Annotated in this window: 22 protein-coding genes; 7 read left to right on the top strand and 15 right to left on the bottom strand. The window is 66.7% G+C overall.

The window, feature by feature from the left end; all coding sequences use genetic code 11:
* Window positions 1-630: an Mce protein gene (locus tag CSQ99_RS01550; RefSeq protein WP_245908602.1), complete on the top strand. Its 630-nt coding sequence runs from the start codon at window positions 1-3 to the stop codon at window positions 628-630.
* Entirely contained in the window at window positions 600-1,421 is an 822-nt protein-coding gene (locus CSQ99_RS01555) for a hypothetical protein (protein WP_425437748.1), read from the top strand. The genes CSQ99_RS01550 and CSQ99_RS01555 overlap by 31 nt, the downstream gene beginning before the upstream one ends.
* 6 nt (window positions 1,422-1,427) lie before the next feature.
* Here CSQ99_RS01555 and CSQ99_RS01560 read toward each other — a convergent pair whose 3' ends face one another.
* The 8 genes from CSQ99_RS01560 to CSQ99_RS01595 form a co-directional block, all read right to left on the bottom strand.
* On the bottom strand, window positions 1,428-1,955 hold the full coding sequence (locus CSQ99_RS01560) for a DUF4333 domain-containing protein (protein WP_245908603.1): 528 nt from the start codon (window positions 1,953-1,955) through the stop codon (window positions 1,428-1,430).
* A 242-nt stretch (window positions 1,956-2,197) separates the two neighbouring features.
* On the bottom strand, window positions 2,198-2,590 hold the full coding sequence (gene rplL, locus CSQ99_RS01565; protein WP_099037255.1) for a 50S ribosomal protein L7/L12: 393 nt from the start codon (window positions 2,588-2,590) through the stop codon (window positions 2,198-2,200).
* A gap of 48 nt (window positions 2,591-2,638) precedes the next feature.
* The gene (gene rplJ / locus CSQ99_RS01570) at window positions 2,639-3,232 is read right to left on the bottom strand and encodes a 50S ribosomal protein L10 (RefSeq protein ID WP_099037256.1); all 594 of its coding nucleotides are present in this window, start codon (window positions 3,230-3,232) and stop codon (window positions 2,639-2,641) included.
* Between the two features lie 213 nt (window positions 3,233-3,445).
* A complete protein-coding gene (locus tag CSQ99_RS01575; protein WP_099037257.1) occupies window positions 3,446-4,306 on the bottom strand; it encodes an LLM class F420-dependent oxidoreductase in 861 nt (286 codons plus the stop codon).
* Between the two features lie 48 nt (window positions 4,307-4,354).
* On the bottom strand, window positions 4,355-5,266 hold the full coding sequence (locus CSQ99_RS01580; RefSeq protein ID WP_099037258.1) for an ROK family protein: 912 nt from the start codon (window positions 5,264-5,266) through the stop codon (window positions 4,355-4,357).
* Window positions 5,266-5,811, bottom strand: a complete 546-nt coding sequence (locus CSQ99_RS01585) for a DUF7158 domain-containing protein (protein ID WP_099037259.1) — start codon at window positions 5,809-5,811, stop codon at window positions 5,266-5,268. Before CSQ99_RS01585 ends, CSQ99_RS01580 begins: the two co-directional genes overlap by 1 nt.
* A complete protein-coding gene (locus CSQ99_RS01590; RefSeq protein WP_099037260.1) occupies window positions 5,808-9,998 on the bottom strand; it encodes a glycoside hydrolase family 38 N-terminal domain-containing protein in 4,191 nt (1,396 codons plus the stop codon). Before CSQ99_RS01590 ends, CSQ99_RS01585 begins: the two co-directional genes overlap by 4 nt.
* A gap of 17 nt (window positions 9,999-10,015) precedes the next feature.
* Window positions 10,016-10,783 carry an endonuclease/exonuclease/phosphatase family protein gene (locus CSQ99_RS01595; protein WP_176560812.1) on the bottom strand — a complete coding sequence of 256 codons (768 nt, stop codon included), beginning with the start codon at window positions 10,781-10,783 and terminating at the stop codon, window positions 10,016-10,018.
* Between the two features lie 44 nt (window positions 10,784-10,827).
* Here CSQ99_RS01595 and CSQ99_RS01600 point away from each other — a divergent pair, with 44 nt between their 5' ends.
* The gene (locus CSQ99_RS01600) at window positions 10,828-11,379 is read left to right on the top strand and encodes a nucleotidyltransferase (RefSeq protein WP_099037261.1); all 552 of its coding nucleotides are present in this window, start codon (window positions 10,828-10,830) and stop codon (window positions 11,377-11,379) included.
* Here the strand turns inward: CSQ99_RS01600 and CSQ99_RS01605 are convergent.
* Complete coding sequence (locus tag CSQ99_RS01605) at window positions 11,369-12,880, bottom strand: GMC family oxidoreductase (RefSeq protein WP_245908605.1); 1,512 nt, start codon at window positions 12,878-12,880, stop codon at window positions 11,369-11,371. The genes CSQ99_RS01600 and CSQ99_RS01605 overlap by 11 nt on opposite strands.
* A 107-nt stretch (window positions 12,881-12,987) precedes the next feature.
* Between CSQ99_RS01605 and CSQ99_RS01610 the strand changes: the two genes are divergently transcribed.
* On the top strand, window positions 12,988-13,800 hold the full coding sequence (locus CSQ99_RS01610; RefSeq protein WP_099037263.1) for a MerR family transcriptional regulator: 813 nt from the start codon (window positions 12,988-12,990) through the stop codon (window positions 13,798-13,800).
* A 3-nt stretch (window positions 13,801-13,803) separates the two neighbouring features.
* Here the strand turns inward: CSQ99_RS01610 and CSQ99_RS01615 are convergent, their stop codons facing one another.
* The 3 genes from CSQ99_RS01615 to CSQ99_RS01625 are packed head-to-tail and all read right to left on the bottom strand — an operon-like array spanning window position 13,804 to window position 16,007.
* On the bottom strand, window positions 13,804-14,652 hold the full coding sequence (locus CSQ99_RS01615) for an SDR family NAD(P)-dependent oxidoreductase (RefSeq protein ID WP_099037264.1): 849 nt from the start codon (window positions 14,650-14,652) through the stop codon (window positions 13,804-13,806).
* Window positions 14,653-14,655: 3 nt separating this feature from the next.
* Window positions 14,656-15,018: a nuclear transport factor 2 family protein gene (locus CSQ99_RS01620; RefSeq protein ID WP_099037265.1), complete on the bottom strand. Its 363-nt coding sequence runs from the start codon at window positions 15,016-15,018 to the stop codon at window positions 14,656-14,658.
* Entirely contained in the window at window positions 15,015-16,007 is a 993-nt protein-coding gene (locus CSQ99_RS01625; protein WP_099037266.1) for a helix-turn-helix transcriptional regulator, read from the bottom strand. Before CSQ99_RS01625 ends, CSQ99_RS01620 begins: the two co-directional genes overlap by 4 nt.
* Before the next feature lie 62 nt (window positions 16,008-16,069).
* Here CSQ99_RS01625 and CSQ99_RS01630 point away from each other — a divergent pair, with 62 nt between their 5' ends.
* Genes CSQ99_RS01630 through CSQ99_RS01640 form a run of 3 tightly spaced genes read left to right on the top strand, consistent with a single transcriptional unit; the run spans window position 16,070 to window position 18,144 of the window.
* Window positions 16,070-16,606, top strand: coding sequence for a DinB family protein (locus CSQ99_RS01630; protein WP_176560813.1), 537 nt, complete (start codon window positions 16,070-16,072; stop codon window positions 16,604-16,606).
* 2 nt (window positions 16,607-16,608) lie between these two features.
* On the top strand, window positions 16,609-17,217 hold the full coding sequence (locus CSQ99_RS01635) for a DinB family protein (RefSeq protein ID WP_099037267.1): 609 nt from the start codon (window positions 16,609-16,611) through the stop codon (window positions 17,215-17,217).
* 9 nt (window positions 17,218-17,226) lie between these two features.
* On the top strand, window positions 17,227-18,144 hold the full coding sequence (locus CSQ99_RS01640; protein ID WP_099037268.1) for an alpha/beta fold hydrolase: 918 nt from the start codon (window positions 17,227-17,229) through the stop codon (window positions 18,142-18,144).
* Here the strand turns inward: CSQ99_RS01640 and CSQ99_RS01645 are convergent.
* The 3 genes from CSQ99_RS01645 to CSQ99_RS01655 all read right to left on the bottom strand — a co-directional run bounded on the left by CSQ99_RS01645 (window position 18,141) and on the right by CSQ99_RS01655 (window position 20,189).
* On the bottom strand, window positions 18,141-18,500 hold the full coding sequence (locus tag CSQ99_RS01645; protein WP_099037269.1) for a hypothetical protein: 360 nt from the start codon (window positions 18,498-18,500) through the stop codon (window positions 18,141-18,143). The two genes, CSQ99_RS01640 and CSQ99_RS01645, sit on opposite strands and share 4 nt — an antisense overlap.
* Before the next feature lie 635 nt (window positions 18,501-19,135).
* Window positions 19,136-19,540 (bottom strand): DUF6319 family protein, encoded by a 405-nt coding sequence (locus CSQ99_RS01650; RefSeq protein WP_099037270.1) that lies wholly within the window; start codon window positions 19,538-19,540, stop codon window positions 19,136-19,138.
* A 52-nt stretch (window positions 19,541-19,592) separates the two neighbouring features.
* The gene (locus CSQ99_RS01655; RefSeq protein ID WP_099037271.1) at window positions 19,593-20,189 is read right to left on the bottom strand and encodes a TetR/AcrR family transcriptional regulator; all 597 of its coding nucleotides are present in this window, start codon (window positions 20,187-20,189) and stop codon (window positions 19,593-19,595) included.
* Window positions 20,190-20,200: the final 11 nt, after the last annotated feature.

Consider the following 20,200-nt stretch of genomic DNA (forward strand, 5'->3'; position numbering starts at 1 on the left):
GTGAAGACCTTGGGAGAGAACGAGAAAGACACCACGGACGAACCGAAAGACGAACCGCCGGTTGATGCTCCGGAGGAGACCGAACCCGAACCCGAAGCCGTCGTCGAAGCCGAAGCTGCGGCCGAAGCCGAGGAAGACGCGGACAAGCCGCGCTGGACCAAGCGCGCGCTGCGCTGGGCGGCCGTCGCCGCAGTGGCCGCCGTGGTGGCCGTCGCGGGTTGGGAGGGTTGGTTGCTCTACCAGCAGCACCAGACGGACGTCGCCGCCGAGCAGGCCCTCGATGCTGCAACGAAATACGCTGTGGTCCTGACGAGTATCGACACCAACGCGCTCGACCAGAATTTCACCGAGGTGCTTGACGGTTCGACCGGTGAATTCAAGGACATGTACGCCAAATCCAGTACCCAGCTCCGCCAGTTGTTGGTGGACAACAAGGCGACCGCACATGGCGTCGTCATCGATGCCGCGGTGAAGTCCGCCACCAAGGACAAGGTCGAGGTGCTGCTGTTCGTCGACCAGTCGGTGAGCAATTTGGCCGTGCCCGATCCTCGGATCGACCGCAGCCGGATCAAGATGACGATGGAGAAGGTGGACGGTCGGTGGCTGGCCAGCCAGGTCGAGTTGCCGTGAAACTGGCAGCGGGGCTGGTGGCGATCGCCGTCGGCGCCGGCCTGTTCACCACCGCGCCGACGGCTGCGGCCTCCGCGGCACAGTTCTGCGATGAGCTGACGGCGGTATGGGACGGCACCAACTGCGTGACGACCGTGGAGTCGAATCGCAATGCACGGATGACTATTTCGCTGGCCCTGCCCGACGGGTTGCTGGACAATCCGACGGCGGGGCCGGTGCTGCGGGAGTATTACAGCAACCTCATCAATGCGTGGCGTCGCACCGGCGCCACCATGGTGCGCGACAGCAAGGGGTCGGCGTACGTCGAGTCGTACCCCGGTCCCGGCGCGGTGCAATCCCTTGTCGTTCATGAGGTGTGGCTGCCCGATGGAGTGCAGGCGAACAACGCGTACCGGTCCTTCATCTTCGATTTGGCGCAGGGGCGCAGGCTCGCTCTTGCCGACATCTTCAAATCGGGTGTCGATCCGCTGCAGGTGATTCCGCCTGCTGCGCGGCCGCTACTGCCCGCGGCACTCGACGCTGCTCCGCCCCCGCACGAGCCGGGCACCTATCCGTTCACGGTTCAAGAGTGGGAGCCCAGCGGAAGCGGTTCCGGATTTTCCGGCGACTACGGCGGGTGGGCCCTGTCGACCAACGAACTGATCCTGCGCCTGCCCGATGCGCCGATGGCACATGAATATCCGATCCCGCGTGATCGGTTCGTGTGGTCCATGGACGGGGGCGCCGTGACGATCAGGGTGCCCCTCGCAGCGCTTGCTGCATCGTTGCGTCCGGAGTACGGCGGAACGTAGCGGAAGCTAGTCGACGATTCGCCAGTTGTCTTTGCCGACTTCGACGGCCGTCACCTCGACCGTCTTCTCGACGGAATTCTGATCGGCCGCTGTGCAGTCGAAGCTGTCGCCGATCGGGACGATCTTCAGCCCGGTACCGCACGTCACCGTGACCGGGAAGCCCATTTCCGATTCGATCTCCGTGGCCAACAACTCCTCCGTGCTGGGCAGGTCGTAGACGATGTCCAGCGTGCTGAAGTTGACGTTGCCTTCGTCGTCCTTGACCGTTACCTCGACCCGGACCTTTTCTCCGTCGACGTCCGCGTCGCAGATGAACTTGTCACCCGATTTGAGGTCGACCTGGTCTCTCGGGCAGGTCACTGTCGGAGCGTTTGGCGTTATCGACGAATAGGTGCCTTTGAGTTCGTCGGAGATGGATTTTTCGAGCTTGTCGTAGTCGGGGCCGCCGGCGGAGAAGGAGAAGTTGCACGCTGTCAGGGACAGCAGTGGTGCCGCAATGACGGCAAGCGCGATACGCGGCAGGGCGGCAAACACGGATTCAAGATAGACGTAGTTGACGCCTGCGACAGTGGCTTCACATAAAAGCGCGCTCCGGCCGGACCTGAGGACGAACTTGCGCCCTACGACCGAGAGTGAAGCCAGGGTTGTTGATGCTCGACAACAACCCTCGCTTCACTCTCGACCATAGGACCCACTAGGGCTGTACGGGCCCACGGCGCCCGAAACGCAGAACCGCCCGGGACCGTGATGATCCCGGGCGGTTCGTACGGTCTGAACTACTTGACGGTGACCGTCGCGCCGGCGGCCTCGAGCTTGCTCTTGGCTTCCTCGGCGGCCTCCTTGGCGACCTTCTCGAGCAGCGGCTTGGGGGCGCTGTCGACGAGGTCCTTGGCCTCCTTGAGGCCCAGGCCGGAGACGATCTCGCGGACGACCTTGATGACGCCGATCTTCTTCTCGCCGGCACCCTCGAGGATGACGTCGAACTCGGACTGCTCCTCGGCGGCCTCGGCAGGTGCACCACCGGCGGCGGGGCCGGCGGCCGCGACGGCGACCGGAGCGGCGGCGGTGACCTCGAAGGTCTCCTCGAACTTCTTGACGAACTCAGAGAGCTCGAGCAGCGTCAGTTCCTTGAACGCGTCGAGCAGGTCTTCGGTGGACAGCTTGGCCATGATTGGTCCTTCCTGATTCTTTCTTGGTTTCCGGGTTGTGTGGTTGGGCTACTCGGCCGCGTCGGCCGGTGCCTGGTCTTCGGATGACGCCTCGGCGGGAGCTTCGGCGGCGGGTGCCGCTCCGGGCTCCGATGCCTTCTTCTCTTGCAGTGCAGCGAACAGTCGTGCGGCCTGCGACGCCGGAGCGTTGAACAGTCCTGCGGCCTTCGACAGATTCGCCTTCATCGCACCGGCCAGCTTGGCCAGCAGCACCTCGCGCGATTCCAGGTCGGCGATCTGTTCGACCTCGGAAATGCTCAGCGCGCGGCCGTCCATGTAGCCGCCCTTGATGACGAGCGCCTTGTTGTCCTTGGCGAACTTCTTGATCGCCTTGGCGGCGTCGACAGCCTCGCCCTTGACGAACGCGATCGCGGTGGGTCCGACGAAAAGCTCGTCGAGACCCTCGATGCCCGCCTCCGCCGCGGCACGCTTGACCAGCGTGTTCTTGGCGACGGTGTAGGTGGCGGAATCACCGAGCGAACGGCGCAGGTCTTTGAGGTTGGCAACCGTCAGCCCGCGGTACTCGGTGACGAGCGTCGCCGTCGAGTCCTTGAACTGTTCGGCGATGTCGGCAACCGCGGTGGCCTTTTCAGCCTTGGCCATGCATGCCTCCTCGAAAATGGGGACCGAGGTCGCCGAGAAGGATCACGTCCGGAAATGACGAACGCCCCGACACAGACAGGTCGGGGCGCATACGTGAAGCACTAGCCTCGTCCTCCTGCGTGGGCCGCCGGGCAATGCCGGACCTTCAACCGATCTCTCGGTGACCAACGGTCTTGGGTGGAACGGTGTCAAATATAGCCGACGACCCGCCGATCAGCCAAAACGGCCCGCAACCCCCGCCAGCGCGGCCAGGTGATCGTCGACGGTGGTCAGTCCCTGACCCATGGTGCTGACCGCCACGTGGGTGGCACCCGCCTCGGCCCATGCGGCCAGTTCCGCCGCAACGGTGTCCGGCTCGATCGAGGATCTCACCTGGCCCTGCAGGCCAAGTGCCTCGGGATCACGTCCCGCCGCGACCGCGGCCTCACGGACGGCCGCGCGGGCCTCGTCGAGCTTGGGCCCGGGCCCCATCATCGGGAACCACCCGTCGGCGAGCCGCCCGATCCGTTCGTAACCCTTCGCCGACGCCGTGCCGATCCACACGGGGATCGGCCGTTGCACAGGTGGCGGCGCGATGCCGGCTCCGGTGACGGTGTCGAATTTGCCCTCGAACGTGACGCTGCGCTCGGTCCACAACCGCCGCATCAGGTCGATCTGTTCCTCCGACCGCGCGCCCCGGACACCGAAGTCCTCACCCAGTGCATCGTATTCGACGGCGTTCCAACCGATTCCGATACCGAGCCGGAATCTGCCCTGCGACAACAGGTCGACTTCGGCGGCCTGCTTGGCGACCAGTACGGTCTGCCGCTGCGGGAGAATGAGGACGCCGGTGACGAATTCGAGTGTCGTCGTGGCCGCGGCGAGATATCCGAACATCACCAACGGCTCGTGAAACGTGGTGTCGACGTCGTAGTACCCGTCCCACCCCTCGTACACGGCGGGATCGGCCCCTACGACGTGGTCGTATGCGAGCAGGTGGTCGTAGCCGAGGCCTTCGACTCCCTGCCCGTAGGCGCGGACGGCACCGACATCGCCGCCGAGTTCGGTTTGGGGGAAAACCACTCCAACACGCATGCCCTTACCTCTCGCGAATCCGGCGCGCTTATCAACCGCCATGGTGCGTCAGCGCGCCGAAAACACCAGGGCCGCCGCGCCGACCAGTCCGGCCTCGCCGCCGAGTTCGGCGGGCACCACCCGCAGTTCGCGGATGAAGTCCAGCCCCGCATAGGTGTGCAGCGCCCCGCGCAGCGGGTCGAAGAGCAGGGCGCCGGCCTTGGCCACTCCGCCGCCGACGACCACGAGGTCGAGGTCGCAGACGGCGCCGACCGATGCGATCATCGCGGCCACCGCCGTTGCACCACGGGCGAATGTCCGCAGCGCAATCGCGTCGCCCGCCGCCGCGGCGTCGGCCAGTTCCTTGGCATCGGCGTCGGCGGGCGCATGCCACCCCTGCTCCCTGGCCCACTGCGCCATCCGCGGACCGGCGGCGATCGTCTCGACGCAACCGCGGCCTCCGCACGAGCACGGCCCGCCGGCGGGGTCGACTACGACATGGCCGACGTGCCCGGCATTGCCGGTGCGACCGCCGTACGGCACGCCGTCGAGCACCAGCCCACCGCCGACTCCGGTGGACACCACCATGCCGAGCATGAACCTCGCACCGCGACCCGCGCCTCGCCACCGCTCACCCAGTGCCATGCACAACCCGTCACCGCCCAACCGCACAGGGCAACCGACCACCTCCGACACCCGTTCGACGATCGGAAAGCGTTGCCACTCGGTGATATTGATCGGGCTGACCGTACCGTTCGGCACGTCGATCGGCCCGGCTGACGCAACTCCAACGCCGCGCACACGACCGCCGGCCACGGCGAGCGCCTCGGCCACCAGCGACTCGACCACCGCCCAGACGATCTCCGCATCACCGTTCGGTGTCGGCAGCCGAGCCTGATGCACCAGTGTGCCGTCGTCGTCGGCGAGACCGACGGCAATCTTCGTGCCGCCGATATCGATAGCCAGAGCAAGTTCGGACATCAGTGCCGATGGGTGTTGTCGGGCTGCCGCGGATCGCCGGGATGCTCATAGCCCGGCGACAATTCGACGAGAGCGGCGCACCGGGCGTCCAGCCACACCCGGAACGCACGACGCCTGGCCGCGGCGCGCAAGTGTTCGGCGACGCCGGCGGTCTCGGCGAAGCGCAACGGATTCCGCTCTTCGTAGGCGGCGACCGCCTCGTCGGTCACGTCGACGGCGTCCGTCACGTCCACGAATAGCGCCCGCGCCAACGGATCGGACAGCACCGCCGCGGCCACGCTGCCGATCTCGAGTCGCACCGTCATGTCGGGTAGCAGATCGTCCTCCGACGGAGCACCCTGCGCGCTGAGCCCGCGTGCGGCCGCCTCGGTGGCCACCACGCGTTCGGTGACGAGAAGCTGTGTCAGCCAACGCCTCAGCTGCCGCCCCTCGCTCGTACCCGGACGCGGCAACGACGACGCGGAGCGCGACGACCGTAGCCGAGCTTCGCGGGCGTCGACCTCGTGCACTCCCACCGGCACCCCATCCACCATCGCCGCCGTCATCGCACTGTCACCTTCACTGCGGGCGAGTACAGCAGTTGCCCGGCGCCCGCGACGCGGATCAGCGCCCACCATTCACCGGGTTCCACCCACACCGGCGGCGCGACGTCGAAGCTGAGTTCAGCCGCACCGCGAGCCGGCAGTTCGACACCGGATGCGGCCGGCCCCATCCACTCCCACGTCCCCCACGGGCTGATCAGGTGGGCCTCGACGGCAAGCTCCGCATAGGCATCGGTGGCGACGCCGACTCTCAGAACGGCGCGCTCCCCCGCCTTGACGTCGACGGCCTCCGGGTCGGCGACGAACCGCAGCAGACGGTCGTCGGGCGGCGCGGCCACCGACACGACGCACACATCCTCGACCACCTGGCGCCATGACGGCGGCATCGAAACGTGGTGACCGGTCAGTGCGAGTTCGGCCCGAATCGGATACAGGCCGGGCACCGCGGTCGACGGCGCGTTCACCTCCACCTCGGTCGCCAGGTGCTCACCCGGCGGCAGCATGAACGGAAGCTCAGCGGGATCGGTCATCCATCCGTCCGGGCACAGCAGCCGCACTCTGCCGTGCAGCACCGTGTCGCTGCAATCGCTTGCTACCGTAAGCCGCAGCTGCGCTTGCGAATTCGGTTCGACGGCGATCTGCGGCGGGTGCAGGTGTGCGACGGCGGGTAAGCCGCCGAGCGGCGCGGGACCACGGTTGTGCAGCCAGTACCGCGCATACAGCGGCTGCGCGGCCTCTGCGTCGGGTGCCAACACCGTGTGATCGGCCTCCAGGATCTGCGGCAAGTTCAGCCGGGTCAGCACCGTGGCGATCTCGAATCCGTGCAGGGCGAGCCCCTCTGACGAAAGCTGCTGGACTCGAGGCTTTTCCAGAAGGTCGACGCGTGCCGAGGCCGAGACGCGGCGCAGCCCCGAACGAACCTCGACATCGGTTGCCGCACCTAACGTTTCAACCAAACGCACCGCGACGCCGTCGGCGGGATCGACGTGCCGACTGCTGCCGCCCGCCAGGGGATTGCCCGCCGCCTTCAGCGCGCCGAGTTGTACAGTCCCCGCGGGCTCGATCTCCAGCAGCGACCCCCACGGCGGTAAACCACCTTCGGCGCTGGTGTTCTCGGTGATCGCTTGCGGTGGCCGGGAGAACTCCGCGCTGCGGGCTCCGATGGCGGCCTGACGCCAGTCGCCGTCACCGGAGACCACCGCGTATTCGAAGGTGTGGGTCCAGTGCTGCAGTTGAAAGTTGGACCCGTCGGGAGCGGTGCGCCGTGGCGGGTCGATCCAGGTGCCCGAAGGCCAACCGGTACACGAGCGCATCAGCGACATGTGCAGCGTGCCGTCGGAATCGACGGCGAATCCGGGCACTCCGCGGTTGAGCACCGCGACCGTGCGCGCGTCGAACGGCTCCAGCCCGGCAGGCGCGTCCTGGTCGACGACGATCTCGAAGTCGGCGAGATCGGTGACAAGCGAGTCCACAGCGGAGGTGAGCTCCGATCCGGCGACGACGAGCACCGGCAGTGCGCGCGCTCGACGCAGATCCGCTCCCGGCACCCACTCGTCGGCCAGCGGCGCGGTGGCAGGCACCCACACTCTCGCGTGGCCGGTCGCGTGGAGCTGGCGTTTCAATTCTTCGGCGTACGCCGGATCAGCCTCGGCCAAAACCGCTGCCGTAAAAGGATTCTGGTCCGGTCCACCCAGAGCGATCCGCGCGTCAGGGAGGTTGGAGTCGACGTCGACATCGCCGTAGCGCGGATGGTCGGCGCCGCTGCAGGTCGCCGTGACGCCCGCGCGTGCGAGCGCAACCATCAGCGAGCGGGCCAGCGGCGCCGACGCGGACTCCGACGGAGAAACCACCTCGGCCACCGACACCGCGCGCACGCCGCCACCAACCCGGACCCGCACCGCGGACGACAGCCCGAACCAGCCATACGCCGGGTTGTCCAGCGTCCACGGATGCACGGCGGAGTCGACGGCCGACTCGTCACCCTTGGCGTGCAGCAGCCCGAAGCCGCGGCCGATCACCGCATCCCCGACCTCGCTGACCGGCAGCCCACCCGGCACCGGACACGGCCAGCGCAGCCGCAGCAGGCGGTCCGCGCCGGTGAACTCGTCGATGGTGGTTCGGCATTCCACCCGGGCCACGTCATGCCACAGCGTCAGAGTCTGTGTGTAGCGCAAGAAATCCCCGATCCGGCCACCGATGACGAGCCGCTCGCCGAGGGGGCCGCGGTATGCCTGAACCTCGGCGCGGCTCGCCGATGAGCAGACGACCGGGCCCTTCGGCAGCAGATGCCACGGGCCCTCGCCGGCCTCCGGATGTGCGGGGTATTCGTCGTAGACCGCGAGCTCGTTGCCGACCTTCCCGTCGGCGATCAGTTCGCGATCCGAACTCGCCTCGACCAGTGAGCTCACCCCGCCGCCGCGTTCGGGGTCGACCCGTAGGCGGTAGTGGCTGTTGCCGATCTCGTTCCCGCCCAGGGGCTTCCAGCCCTGCGGATCCCCTGACCGCTCCAGCCGGTAGGACTGCCAACCCAACGAGGGCACATCGCGTGCCAGCCAGCTGACTACGCGTCCATCGTGTTCGACGTGCGTTGGCAGCTCGGCGCCGTCGGAATCGAACACCTGAACGCCCGAGCCCACCGCCTCGTCGAACCGGGCCGTCACCACGTCACTGCGCTTGTGTGCCAACGCATTCCAGACGACGACGCCACCGTCGGCAACACTGACCGCTCGTGACAGCAGGGCCAGGGCGTTATCGCGGGCCGTCGTGCCGAGTTCCCACGCGTCGCGCCATCCCGTCAGCAGGTCAAGGTAGACCTGATCGGATTCCGAACCGGTGATCGCGTCATGGTGTGCGCCGTAGACGAGCTGCACCCAAGCCTTGGCCAAGGCCGCCTCCGGATACGTGGCGCCGGCGAGCAGACCCGCGAACACAGCGAACTTCTCGGCGTCGAGCACCGCGTCCTCGGCCGCTCGATTGGCCTGTTTGGTGTCGATGTAGGACACGTGGCAGCCGGTGTAGATCGGATTCATGTCGCGGGTCTGCGGCGAGGCCTCGACCCCACGTTCGGTGAGCTCGGCACGCACCGCCGCGAAGAACTCACTGGGCAACGCGCACAAGAACTTCGGCCATGTGTAGCGCGCATTCCAGTCTCGGTGGATCTCGGTGACCCACTTGTTCGGCGGCGTGTAGTCGGTGCCGACCGGCAGCAGCACATTGCGCGTCAGCGCCACCTTCTTCAGTCCAGCGAACAGTTCGTAGGTCGAGGTCTCGGCCTCCTCGAGCGTCGCGGCCGAGTCCATCCACCACCCCGCTGCGTAGTGGGCGGGCATGTAGTGCGTGAGCAGCCCGCGCCCGGACGGGGCGATCCACTCGAACTCACTGCTGAACTGCATCCGTTCGGGGTCGCCGTCGCCGGCCATCGGCCCCCACTGGTGATGCGGTCCGCGCGCCCACGAGCTGGACGTCAACCCGGCGTCGGCTGCCATGCCGGGGAACTGGGGATCGTGTCCGAAGGCGTCGAGCTGCCAGGCGGTGGCAGGGTCGGCGCCCAGGATGTCGCGCTGAAAACCTATGCCGTGCACGAAGTTCCGGATGGTCGTCTCCGGGCTCGTCAGGTTGGTGTTGGGCTCGTTGTAGGTGCCGCCCATGATCTCGACGCGGCCGTCGGCGATGAACCTGCGCAGGTCGGCGCGGTCCTCGGGGTGGGTATCCCAGAACGGCTTGAGGTAGTCGACCTCGGCCAGTACGAACTTGTATTCGGGTTCGCGACGCGCCACTTCGAGATGGGCCCGCACCAGGTCGAACCCGTTGGTCTGCCTGCAGCGACCGGGCGGGTCTTCGGTCCACACGCTGGTGTAGGCCGCCTGGGTGTTCCACCACACCGGGTCGTAGTGGAAGTGGCTGATCATGTGCATCGTCCAGCCGGGCTCGGCGACGGTGAACAGGAATCCGGTGATGCTGTCTCCGGCGATGACGCGCGCGTCGCGCTGCTCACCAACGACGGGATCGGTCACCACCACCGGGACCTCGACGCTGCCGTCGCCGGGTCCGGCAGGCGCGCGCCCGGTGAGACCGTCGCCCTCGATGCGCACGCTCCCGCCGCCACCGGTGTAGGCGACCCGCACCAACTGCTGCGGTGCCTGCGACGGTCCTGTGAAGAGCTCCGTCGACTCCGCCGAGATCACATGCACGCCAGAACCCTACGGCGTCAGGGCCGCGAAATGTCGACGACCAGCGCACGGTGATCCGAGATCGCCAATCGGGGCGCGCTGCAGCTGTTCACCTGCAGCCCGTCGTCGTCGGTCAGGATGTGGTCGAGTTGGGTCTCTGCGACGTCGGCCGGGAAGGTCGGCGCTTCACCGAGCGCTCGCAGTCCGCTCAGACGCCCGACTCGCGACGGCGCCATGTTCAGATCGCCCATCAGAACATGCGGGCCAGGGAAGCCGCGCAGATCGCGAATGAGGAGCCGCATCTGCCGCCGATTCCACCCGGGCACGAACGACAAGTGGGTGTTGGCGACGGTCAAGGGGCCAACGGGGGTCTCCAGCCGCGCGATCACGGCCGCTCGTGGTTCCTCGTTGACGACCTGCACGCGATTGGGGCCCCGCAGATACATCGGGAACTTCATCGGGATCCGCGGAAGCCGCACGACCTGCCAATCGTCGACCGGGTATCGCGACAGCAAGGCGATGCCGTAGGCGGCGGTGCCCGGCTGTTCGCGGCCGGTCGCGGCCATCCACGTCGCGCCGGGCGTACCCGAGATCGCGGCGACGAACCGATGGCTTTCGGCATCCATGGCGGCCGCGGCGACCGCGGTCAGATCGGCCATCCCGGACCGGGGCTGATCGAGGTCGACCTCCTGCAGCGCGAGGATGTCGGGGTCGAGTTGCCGGATCGCGTCGACAAGCCGGTCTCGGTGAACCTGGCCGTCATGGACGCTGCGTCCATGCAGGATGTTGAAGGTAGCCATCCGCATGGGTACTCCATACCCGAAATAGCCCACTGCCGATCAGGAGCCCTGTGCCCGGACGAAATGAAGACCTGCGCGACGCACTGAAACGTGCGGCGTCGGCCCTGCGTGCGCAGGGCCCGGAGTTCGCGCTGGCAGGCAGCTATGCGCTGTGGGTGTTCGGCGGTCCCGAACCGGTGCACGACGTGGATTTCGTCGTCGCGGAAGCCGATACCGAGAAGGCAGCCGCCACGCTGAAGGACGCGGGGTTCAACGTGGAGCGGACGCCGGAGAACTGGCTGTTCAAGGCATGTGTCGGCGACGACTTCGTCATCGACGTGCTGCACCGTCTCAACGGTGTGCCGGTCGAGGCGGAGACCATTCAGGCCGCTGAGGAGTTCGACGTGCTCGCGGTCAGGATGCGGGTGCTCCCGCCGACACACGTGTTGACCGAGAAGCTCAATGCGCTCAACGAGCACAACTGTGATTTCGCGGCGTTGGTGCCAGGCGTCCGCGCGGTCCGCGAACAACTCGACTGGGACCACCTGCGCACCGCGACGAAGGACAACGACTTCGCGGCGGCTTTCCTGTTCCTCGCCGACCGCCTCGACCTCACGGCTTGATCAGACTGGCGGCTTTCTCGCCGATCATGATCGTGGCGGCATTGGTGTTGACGGACACGATCGTTGGCATGACCGATGCGTCGGCGACGCGTAAGCCGGCCAGTCCGTGCACCCGCAGATCCGGATCGACCACCGCGTCCGGACCGGTACCCATCGCGCAGCTGCCCACCGGGTGGTAATACGTGCTCGTGGCGCGGGCCACGTAGGCGCGTAACGCCGCGGTGTCGGTGGCATCCGGTCCGGGGAGCACCTCGCGAGCGCGCCACGGCGCAAAGGGCTTGGTGTTCGCGATCTCACGTGCCACCTGCACTCCGTGGATCATCCGCCGCACGTCGGACTCGGCGCCGAGGTAGTTGGGATCGATGATCGGAGGGGTGGCCGGATCCGGTCCCGCGAGTCGGATCGAACCCCTCGCTTCTGGGACGGTGGCTACCGCGATGGTGAAGCTGTTCGCCGGTGCGGTCAGGTGCGGCGGGTGGAACGGCACGTGGATGAACATCAATTGCATGTCCGGTCCTGCGAGGGATGGGTCGCTGCGCCACAGCATCGATGTTTCGGCGTGGTTGTTCAAGCCGGGGGGAATCGGCTGTGCCGCTTCATAAACAACGCCGCACAGCGGGTGGTCGTGCAGATTACGACCCACTCCAGGCAGGTCGTGCACCACTGGCACCCCTGCGGCTTCCAACTCACCGGCTGGTCCCACACCGGACAGCAGCAGCAACCGGGGTGAGTCCACCGCACCGGAACTGACCACCACCTCCACGTCGGCATGAGCGGCGTGCAATTGGCCGCGGCGCACGAATTCCACTCCGGTGCAGCGCCTTCCGGTGAAGAGTAGCTTCCGCACCCGAGACTCGGCAGAAACTGTCAAATTAGGCCGACGGCCACGAAGTGGATGCAGATAGGCGGCTGCGACGCTCTGCCGGACGCCGTAGGAGATCGCCAGGTCGTGCCAACCAGCACCTTCGGCGACGGCTCCGTTGAAGTCCTCGGTCAGCTCGAATCCGGACGCAACCGCGCCGTCGAGGAAGACCTGGGACAGCGGGTTGGCCTCCACGGCGGGTGCGGGACGCATCGGCCCGGCGGTACCGCGGTACCGCGCGTCTCGACCGCTGACCGTTTCACTGCGTTTGAAGAAGGCAAGGACGGAGTCGTAATCCCAGCCGGTACAACCGGATTTGGCCCAGTTGTCGAAGTCACTCGAGTGACCGCGCAGGTGGACCATCGCGTTGATGCTGCTGCTGCCACCGAGGGTGTGACCGCGCGGCCAGTTGTGCGCAAGGTCGTCGGTACCGGATTGCGGAACGGTGGTGTATGCGTAATCGACGTCGGTGCCCCACAGGGCCGGCCACGCGGGCGGAACCCCGATCTCGGGGAAGTTGTCCGCTGGACCGGACTCCAGTAACAGCACCCGGACGGCCGGATCCTCCGAAAGCCGGGCGGCCAGCACGCAGCCGGCCGATCCAGCGCCGACGACCACGTAGTCGTAGTGTTCAGACAAAGCCCCTCCTCTGGACGTGCATCTACAATCTGAATCAACGTCGTATCCCCGCAGACGGTTCACTGTGCGGTCTCCCCCGAGGAGAGAGTCAACAAGGAGGACGGCTCTTGCGCTCCGGCCTGACCATCGGGGAGTTCGCCACATTGACGCGCCTGAGCGTGCGGACGTTGCGTCGTTACCATGCGGCCAAACTCCTCGAACCCGACACGGTCGACCCGTTCACGGGTTACCGCTACTACGCGCCCGAGCAGATCCCGACCGCACAGGTCATCCACCAGTTGCGGCAGCTCGACGTCCCGCTGGCCGAGGTGGAGTCCATCCTCGCCGCCGATGATCCGCAGCGGCGCGCCGAGGTGATCGCGGGTCATCTGCGTCGCCTCGAAGATGAGCTGGATCGCACACGGTCGGCCGTTGTGTCGCTGCGCCGGCTGTTGCGACCCGATGCGGCCGAAATAGATGTCGAGCTGCGATCGGTGCCCGCGCGCAGAGTTGTCGCCATCAAAGGGCATGTGCAGCTGGACGAATCACTCGAATGGTATGACTCGGCGATGGCGGAGTTGGATGCCGCGTTTCCGCCCGCGGAACGCACGGGACCGCCCGGCGGCCAGTACGCCAACGAGTTGTTCACCGAGGGCGCAGGGCCGTTCGCCGTCTTCTGGCCGGTCCGGGCTCCTCGTGCGTCGGGCCGGATCGAGGTCGTCGAGCTGCCTGCCGCCGAACTCGCGGTCACCGTTCATCCGGGACCCCACGACGACATCGACGTCACCTATGGCCGCCTGGGCGCCTGGGTCGTCGCTCATACGTTGGCCGTCGACGGACCCATCCACGAGGAGTACCTCGTCGCGCCGCGCGACACCGGCGACTCGGCGAGCTGGCGCACCGAGATCGGCTGGCCGGTGTTCCGCCTCACTTCAGCATGACCTTCACCCGTCACCATCGGGGAAATCAGCGCCGCGCGAGAGTGTTTCGTTCGCGCGGATATCGACCAAGTTCTCCTCGAGGGTGGCGGTCACAGCGTCGTATCCACCGCTGCCGAGGATCAGCCGTCGGGGAGGTGGATTCTGTGCCATCGCCGCGATCACCGCGCGTGCGCCACGTCGCGGATCGCCGGGCTGTTCACTGTCCTGGTCGATCATCGCGGCGCGAACCTGCTCCAACATGGCCTCGTACTCGGGGATGCTCTCCGTGACCGGTTCGTCGGCGAAGCCTGCATAGGCCCTCGTACGAAACGCTCCCGGCTCGACGGCCAGTACGCGAATCCCCTGCGCCGCAACCTCTTCTCGGAGCACCTCGGTGACGGCCTCGACGGCAAACTTGGTGGCGCTGTAGTAACCGAATCCGGTCACCCCACGAATCCCTGCCACCGAGGACATGTTGACGATCCACCCGCTGCCGCGTGCGCGCATGCCCGGTAGGGCTGCACGGACCACCGAAAGCATGCTGAAGAAGTTCAGTTCGAACATCGCACGCACATCGGCCTCGTCCATACCCTCAATTGATCCGTACCAGCCGCGGCCGGCGTTGTTGACCAGCACATCGATGCCCCCGAAGTGCTTTTCGGCCGCATCGATCGCGTCTCGCACCTGTACGGCATCGGTCACGTCGAGCGGTAGGACGAGGACGCGGTCGCTGTATTTTTCGCTCCACGAGCGCAATTCGTCGGGACGACGTGCGGTGAGGACGACTCGGTCCCCGACCTCGAGGGCGGCGTCGGCGAAGGCCATACCGAATCCGCCCGGTGTGCCGCCGGTGATGAACCATGTCTTCGCCATGGCTCAGGGCTCGATCACGAGTCGGCTGATCAATGCACCATCCATGGTGAACCGGAAGTACAAGTCGGCGACCCCGCCCGGGAAATCGCCTTCCAGGTGTTGCACCACATCGACGTGCACCGCGTCCAACCTTGTTGCGCCGACGAACTCGGTGGTGAAGGTGAAACCCGAGGCCGCGTTCTGCAGCCAATCGCGGATGCCGTCGCGGCCGCGGTAGGTGTTGCCCTCGTCGGTCACGACCGCGTCATCGGCGAAGGCCGCGACCGCGGTGGCCACGTCCCTCTCCTGGTGCGCAGTCAGGTACGTCGTGATCGTCGCGGGCAGCTCATCCCACGAGGTCGTCATCTCTTGCTTGTCTATCGTCATGCCTCAACGGTGGGGTCTCCCGCAGGGAGAGAGTCAAGCCCTGCCGCGCGGCGCAACCGTTCAGCAACCACATCGACGGCGCGTGCCACCTCGGGCGGCTCGAGCACCTCGAAGTCGTGGCCGATGGTGGCGAAGTAGAAGACCATCCGTTCGGGGTCGTCGGCGCCCGCGGTGACGATGCAGGAATCGGGACCGTCGGGTTCGATGGTCACCGAGGCCGGCGAAAAGTGTTGGGCTATAGCCTCTTCGGAAGCGTGGTAGCGCACCCGTGCCACATACCGGTATGGCGAACTGCTGATCGACTTCTGGACGTAGGTCGCGGCGTCCGGCGCATCACGGGCGGCGAACGTGCTGCCGAGCGCGCGGACGTCGGCCATCCGGTCCAGTCGCAGGCTGCGCCAGTCCTGCTTGTCACGGTCGTAGGCCAGCAGGTACCAGCGCCGCCCGGTCGTCACCAGTTGATAGGGCTCCAGCCGTCGCTGGGTGGCATTGCGGCGAATGTCGACGTAGCCGCAGTTCACGTGCTCGCGGTCGCGGCAGGCCCGCGCCAGCGTCATCAGGACGTCGGGTTCGACGGCTTCGTCGGACGACGGCGAGGTCAGTGTCACGGTGGAGTCGTGCACCGCCGCCACTTGGGAACGCAGCCGCGAGGGCATCACCTGATCGAGCTTGCTCAGCGCGCGAAGCGCGGACTCGCCGACGCCGGCGACCGTGCCCCCCGCTGCCAGCCGCAGGCACACCGCCATCGCGACGGCCTCGTCGGGATCGAGCAGCAACGGAGGCAGTGCCGCGCCTGCGCCCAGTTGATACCCGCCGCCGTGGCCCTTGCTGGCGTGCACCGGATAGCCGAGGTCACGCAGGCGGTCCACGTCGCGGCGAACGCTGCGGGTCGTCACGCCGAGCCGCTCGGCGAGTTCCTCACCGGTCCACACCCGCCGCGACTGCAGCAATCCGAGGAGTTGCAGCACCCTGCTGGTCGTTTCCGCCATGGTTTCGAGTCTGTCGTAGTTATAGGACCGAAACTGTCCTACATGTGATTCAGGGTAATCGTATGAACATGACGACGAGCGTGACCACAGAGATGGCTTTCCAGCTCGACTTCCATTGGACGCAGTCGCTGCGACCCCGCCTGGAAGGCCTGACCGACGACGAGTACTTCTGGCAGCCGGTGCCGGACTGCTGGACCGTGCATCCCGACGGCGGCGTGGACTTCGCGTATCCCCCGCCCGAGCCGGCGCCGTTCACGACAATCGCGTGGCGGCTCGCGCACGTGATCATCGGCGTGTTCGCGATGCGCAACCACAGCCACTTCGGGGCGGCCGAAGCGAGCTACGAGACCTGGCCGTACGCTACGGACGCCGCGACGGCGCTGCGTCAGCTCGACGAGCAGTACCGAGTCTGGATCGACGGCGTGCGCGGGTTGTCCGAAGATGACCTGTGGCAGCCGTGCGGGCCCGCCGAGGGGCCGTACGCCGACTATCCGATGGCCACGCTGGTCCTGCACATCAACCGGGAGGTTATTCACCACGGCGCCGAAATCGCCTGTATCCGAGATCTTTACGTCCACACCGCCACGAAGGGAAAGTAGCGATGCCAGGAATGCGCCCACCCGCAGCCGACGAACGACAGACATTGATCGAGTTTCTGCGGTTCAACCAGGACGCGTTCTTCTCGGTGGCCTACGGCCTGACCGATGAACAGGCGCGATCGGCGCCGTCAGTCAGCTCGCTGTCGATCGGCGGACTGATCAAGCACGCCGCCAATGTCCAGAAGGGCTGGGTGAACCGGGCCGCCGCGGCGCCCGACATGCCGCCGCGCGACGAACGCCCGATGGAAGAGATCATGGCGGAGTACGCCGACCAGTACGTGATGCACGACGACGAAACTCTCGCTGACCTGCTCAACGAGCTGGCCAAGCAGAATGCCGAGACGTTGCGCGTCTTCGCCGAAGCCGATCTCGACACACCGGTTCCCGTGCCGCACGACGTGCCGTGGTTTCCCCAGGACATCGACAACTGGTCGGTGCGCTGGGTGGCCATGCATCTCATCGAGGAGCTGGCACGCCACGCTGGGCACGCCGACATCATTCGCGAAACCTCCGACGGTGCAACGATGTACGAGCTGATGGCGGCGAATGAGGGATGGCCTGAGACAGACTTCATCAAGCAGTGGAGGCCGCGGCAGGACGCCGCGAACTAGTCTCGAGGAATGCAAACGCGCAGCGGGACGGCGGTCTGCGGGGACGTCGAGCTCTACTACGAGGATCTCGGCGACCCCAGCGACCCTGCAGCGCCGCCCGTGCTGCTGATCATGGGTGTCGGCGCCCAGCTGCCGATGTGGCCGGATGGCTTCTGCGAGCAACTCGTCCGACGGGGCCACCGGGTGATCCGGTATGACCACCGCGACATCGGGTTGTCCACGAAAATGGCCGGCCACCGCGCGGAAGGCTCGGTGTATCGGCGAGTGGCCCGCTATGCGGTGGGCCGGACCAGCCCGGTTCCGTACACGCTGGTCGATATGGCCGACGACGCTGTCTCGCTGCTCGATAATTTGCAGATCGACCGCGCCCACGTGGTCGGCGCATCGATGGGCGGGATGATCGCGCAGGTGCTCGCGGGTAACCATCCGGATCGGGTGCGCTCACTGGGCATCATCATGTCGAGTTCGGGCAAGGCGTTCTCGGCGCTTCCACGGTGGCGGGTCATCAGGCTGGCGCTCGGCGGTCCGGGCAAGGGCGCGCCGTGGGAAGAAAGGCTGGAGTCGGAAATACGCAACATCTCGATCATCAACGGGCCGAATTTCCTTCCGCCCGTTGAGCAATTGCGCCGACGTGTCGAGGATCTGCGTGCCCGCAGCGACTACCCGCAGGGCATGCTGCGGCAGTTCGACGCGATCCTCGGCACGGGGAGCCTGCTTCGCTATACCCGCAGCATCGTGGCGCCGACCGTAGTGATTCACGGCTCGGAGGATCCAATGGTTCGGCCACGCAACGGACGGCACCTGGCGCGCATCATCGAGGGCGCGCGCTATGTCGTCGTCGATGGCATGGGACATGATCTGCCGGAGCCGGTGTGGCGTCCGGTCGTGGAGGCGTTGACGGAGAACTTCGTGGGCGCAGAGCCTTAGGGATAGTCGGCCATGGCATCCCAGAAGGCTTCGTCGTCGCGACCCATTCTTCGGTCCGCCTCTTCGCGTAACCCTGCTGCTCGCTGGTGGATGTATTGCGCGGTCGAGCGCGGCATCTGCCCGGGGCCGTAGACGCCCCGCCGGATCCGGCGGACCCGACCGCGGCGCATTTCCCAGCGCAGCGCATCGGACACCGTCTTCGATGCGCGGCCGGGGATCGCAAAGCCTTGGTACTCGAGCTGTTCGATCAGCTCAAAGATGGACGCCGCACCGTGGATGTCGAGGTTTACCGCGAGCATGTAACGGAGCTCTATGCCCTGCAGCACTTTTCGCTGGACGATTTTCGAAGTCGTCATGGCACGACCATGGCATTCCGCACCGACAGCTCGGACGGTTTGCGGACGGCCGCACCGCGCCGCTTGTGGATAGAGGCGGTCCCGGCCTCCCGGCCTCCCGGCCTCCCGGCCTCCCGGCCTCCCGGCCTCCCGGCCTCCCGGACCAATATGACTTCGTGCCAACCTCCGCGCGACTTTGTCGCTCAACTACTACCGCCACCACCAACGTCAGCGACACTGTCGCGCGGAGCTTGGCACTACCTATATATGCCTCCAGAGGACCTGCCTCAGCACATGGACGACACGAACACTCGCGGTCCGGCCTTCCCGGCCCGCCATGGCACCGGCGTCACACCCTCCGGGCGTCACACCCTCCGGGCGTCACACCCTCCGGGCCTCACACCCTCCGGGCCCCACGCTCCCGAGCCTCCGAGCCTCCGAGCCTCCGGGACCAATATGACTTCGTGCCAAGCTCCGCGCGACTTTGTCGCTCAACTACTACCGCCACCACCAACGTCAGCGACACTGTCGCGCGGAGCTTGGCACTACCTATATATGTCCCCGGAGGACCTGCCTCAGTTCATGTGACGACACGAACACACGGGCGGCCCGGCCTCACACTGTGCTCGACCACTACGTCGAGATCGCCAAGCCGTTCACTCCAGTTCCGCAAGGGCCTTGCGCGCGGCCTCCAGTTCGGCTTCCAGGGCAGCGACTTTGGCGGCCTGCTGGGAGCGCGCCTCCTCGATCAGTTCGTCGATCGGGGCTGAGAGGTCCTCGTGCAGTTCCCTTGCGGCACGGGAGACGGCGGCGGCCGCGACCGCAAGATTCCGTGCTCGATACGTGGTGCCCTGCTTCAGTTCGGCCCGCCATTCGCCATCGGCGGTTCCGGTGACCGTGAGCGTCAGCTCGAGCGTTTTGGGCTTCTTGCCTGCCGACTTCTTGGCCGGTGCCTTCTTGGGCTTCTCCTCGACCGGCTCGTCAGCGACCGACGGAACCACCGCATCCGGCGTGTCGGAATAGAAGGACTGCGCTTCTGGTGCCAGAGTTTCTACAGACATGACTTCATTAGAACACATGTTCGATGCGTCAAGTCAACAGCTACGACCCCGCTCAGCGCAGGACGGTCTGCACCGCGTACTCCACCACGGCATCGAGATCGCCGCCGAGGTTGCCCGCCAGCCACTGCTGCGCCAATTCGGCCATCGCGCCCGTATATAGCGCCGCACCCACTTGTGCCGCAACGGGATCCGAGCCGGGGTTCAGCCGCCACCCTTCGGTCAACACGCCCTCGCGAAGCAGGTCCTGGGTGGCTGTCCGACGCGCCGCGAGAACCGGATTGGCTCGCGCATCGGTGAACAAGATCCGGCCGCGGCGAGGGTCGGCCGAACTGAATCCGAGGACCGCCGCGATGCCCGCGCGCGTCCGATCCCGAAGTGAATCGCCCGACGCGGTGATCGCAGCCTCGACCTCGGCACCCAACTGCGCGCTGACCTGGTCGTAGACCGCACCCAGCAGATCGTCGGTGTCGGCGAAGCTCTCGTAGAAGTACCGGGTGTTCAGTCCGCACTCGCGACACACCGACCGCACGGCCAGGGCGGCCTCACCGCCGTCGCCGAACAGGCGGTAGGCAGCATCGATCAGCTGCGCTCGCCGTTCGGTGCGCCGGTCGGTCAGCGGCACCCCGGCCCATCGGGTCGGACTGGGCATCAACTCAGGGT

It is taken from the genome of Mycobacterium neglectum (assembly GCF_002591975.1).
In the GTDB taxonomy this organism is placed as follows: Bacteria; Actinomycetota; Actinomycetes; order Mycobacteriales; family Mycobacteriaceae; genus Mycobacterium; species Mycobacterium neglectum.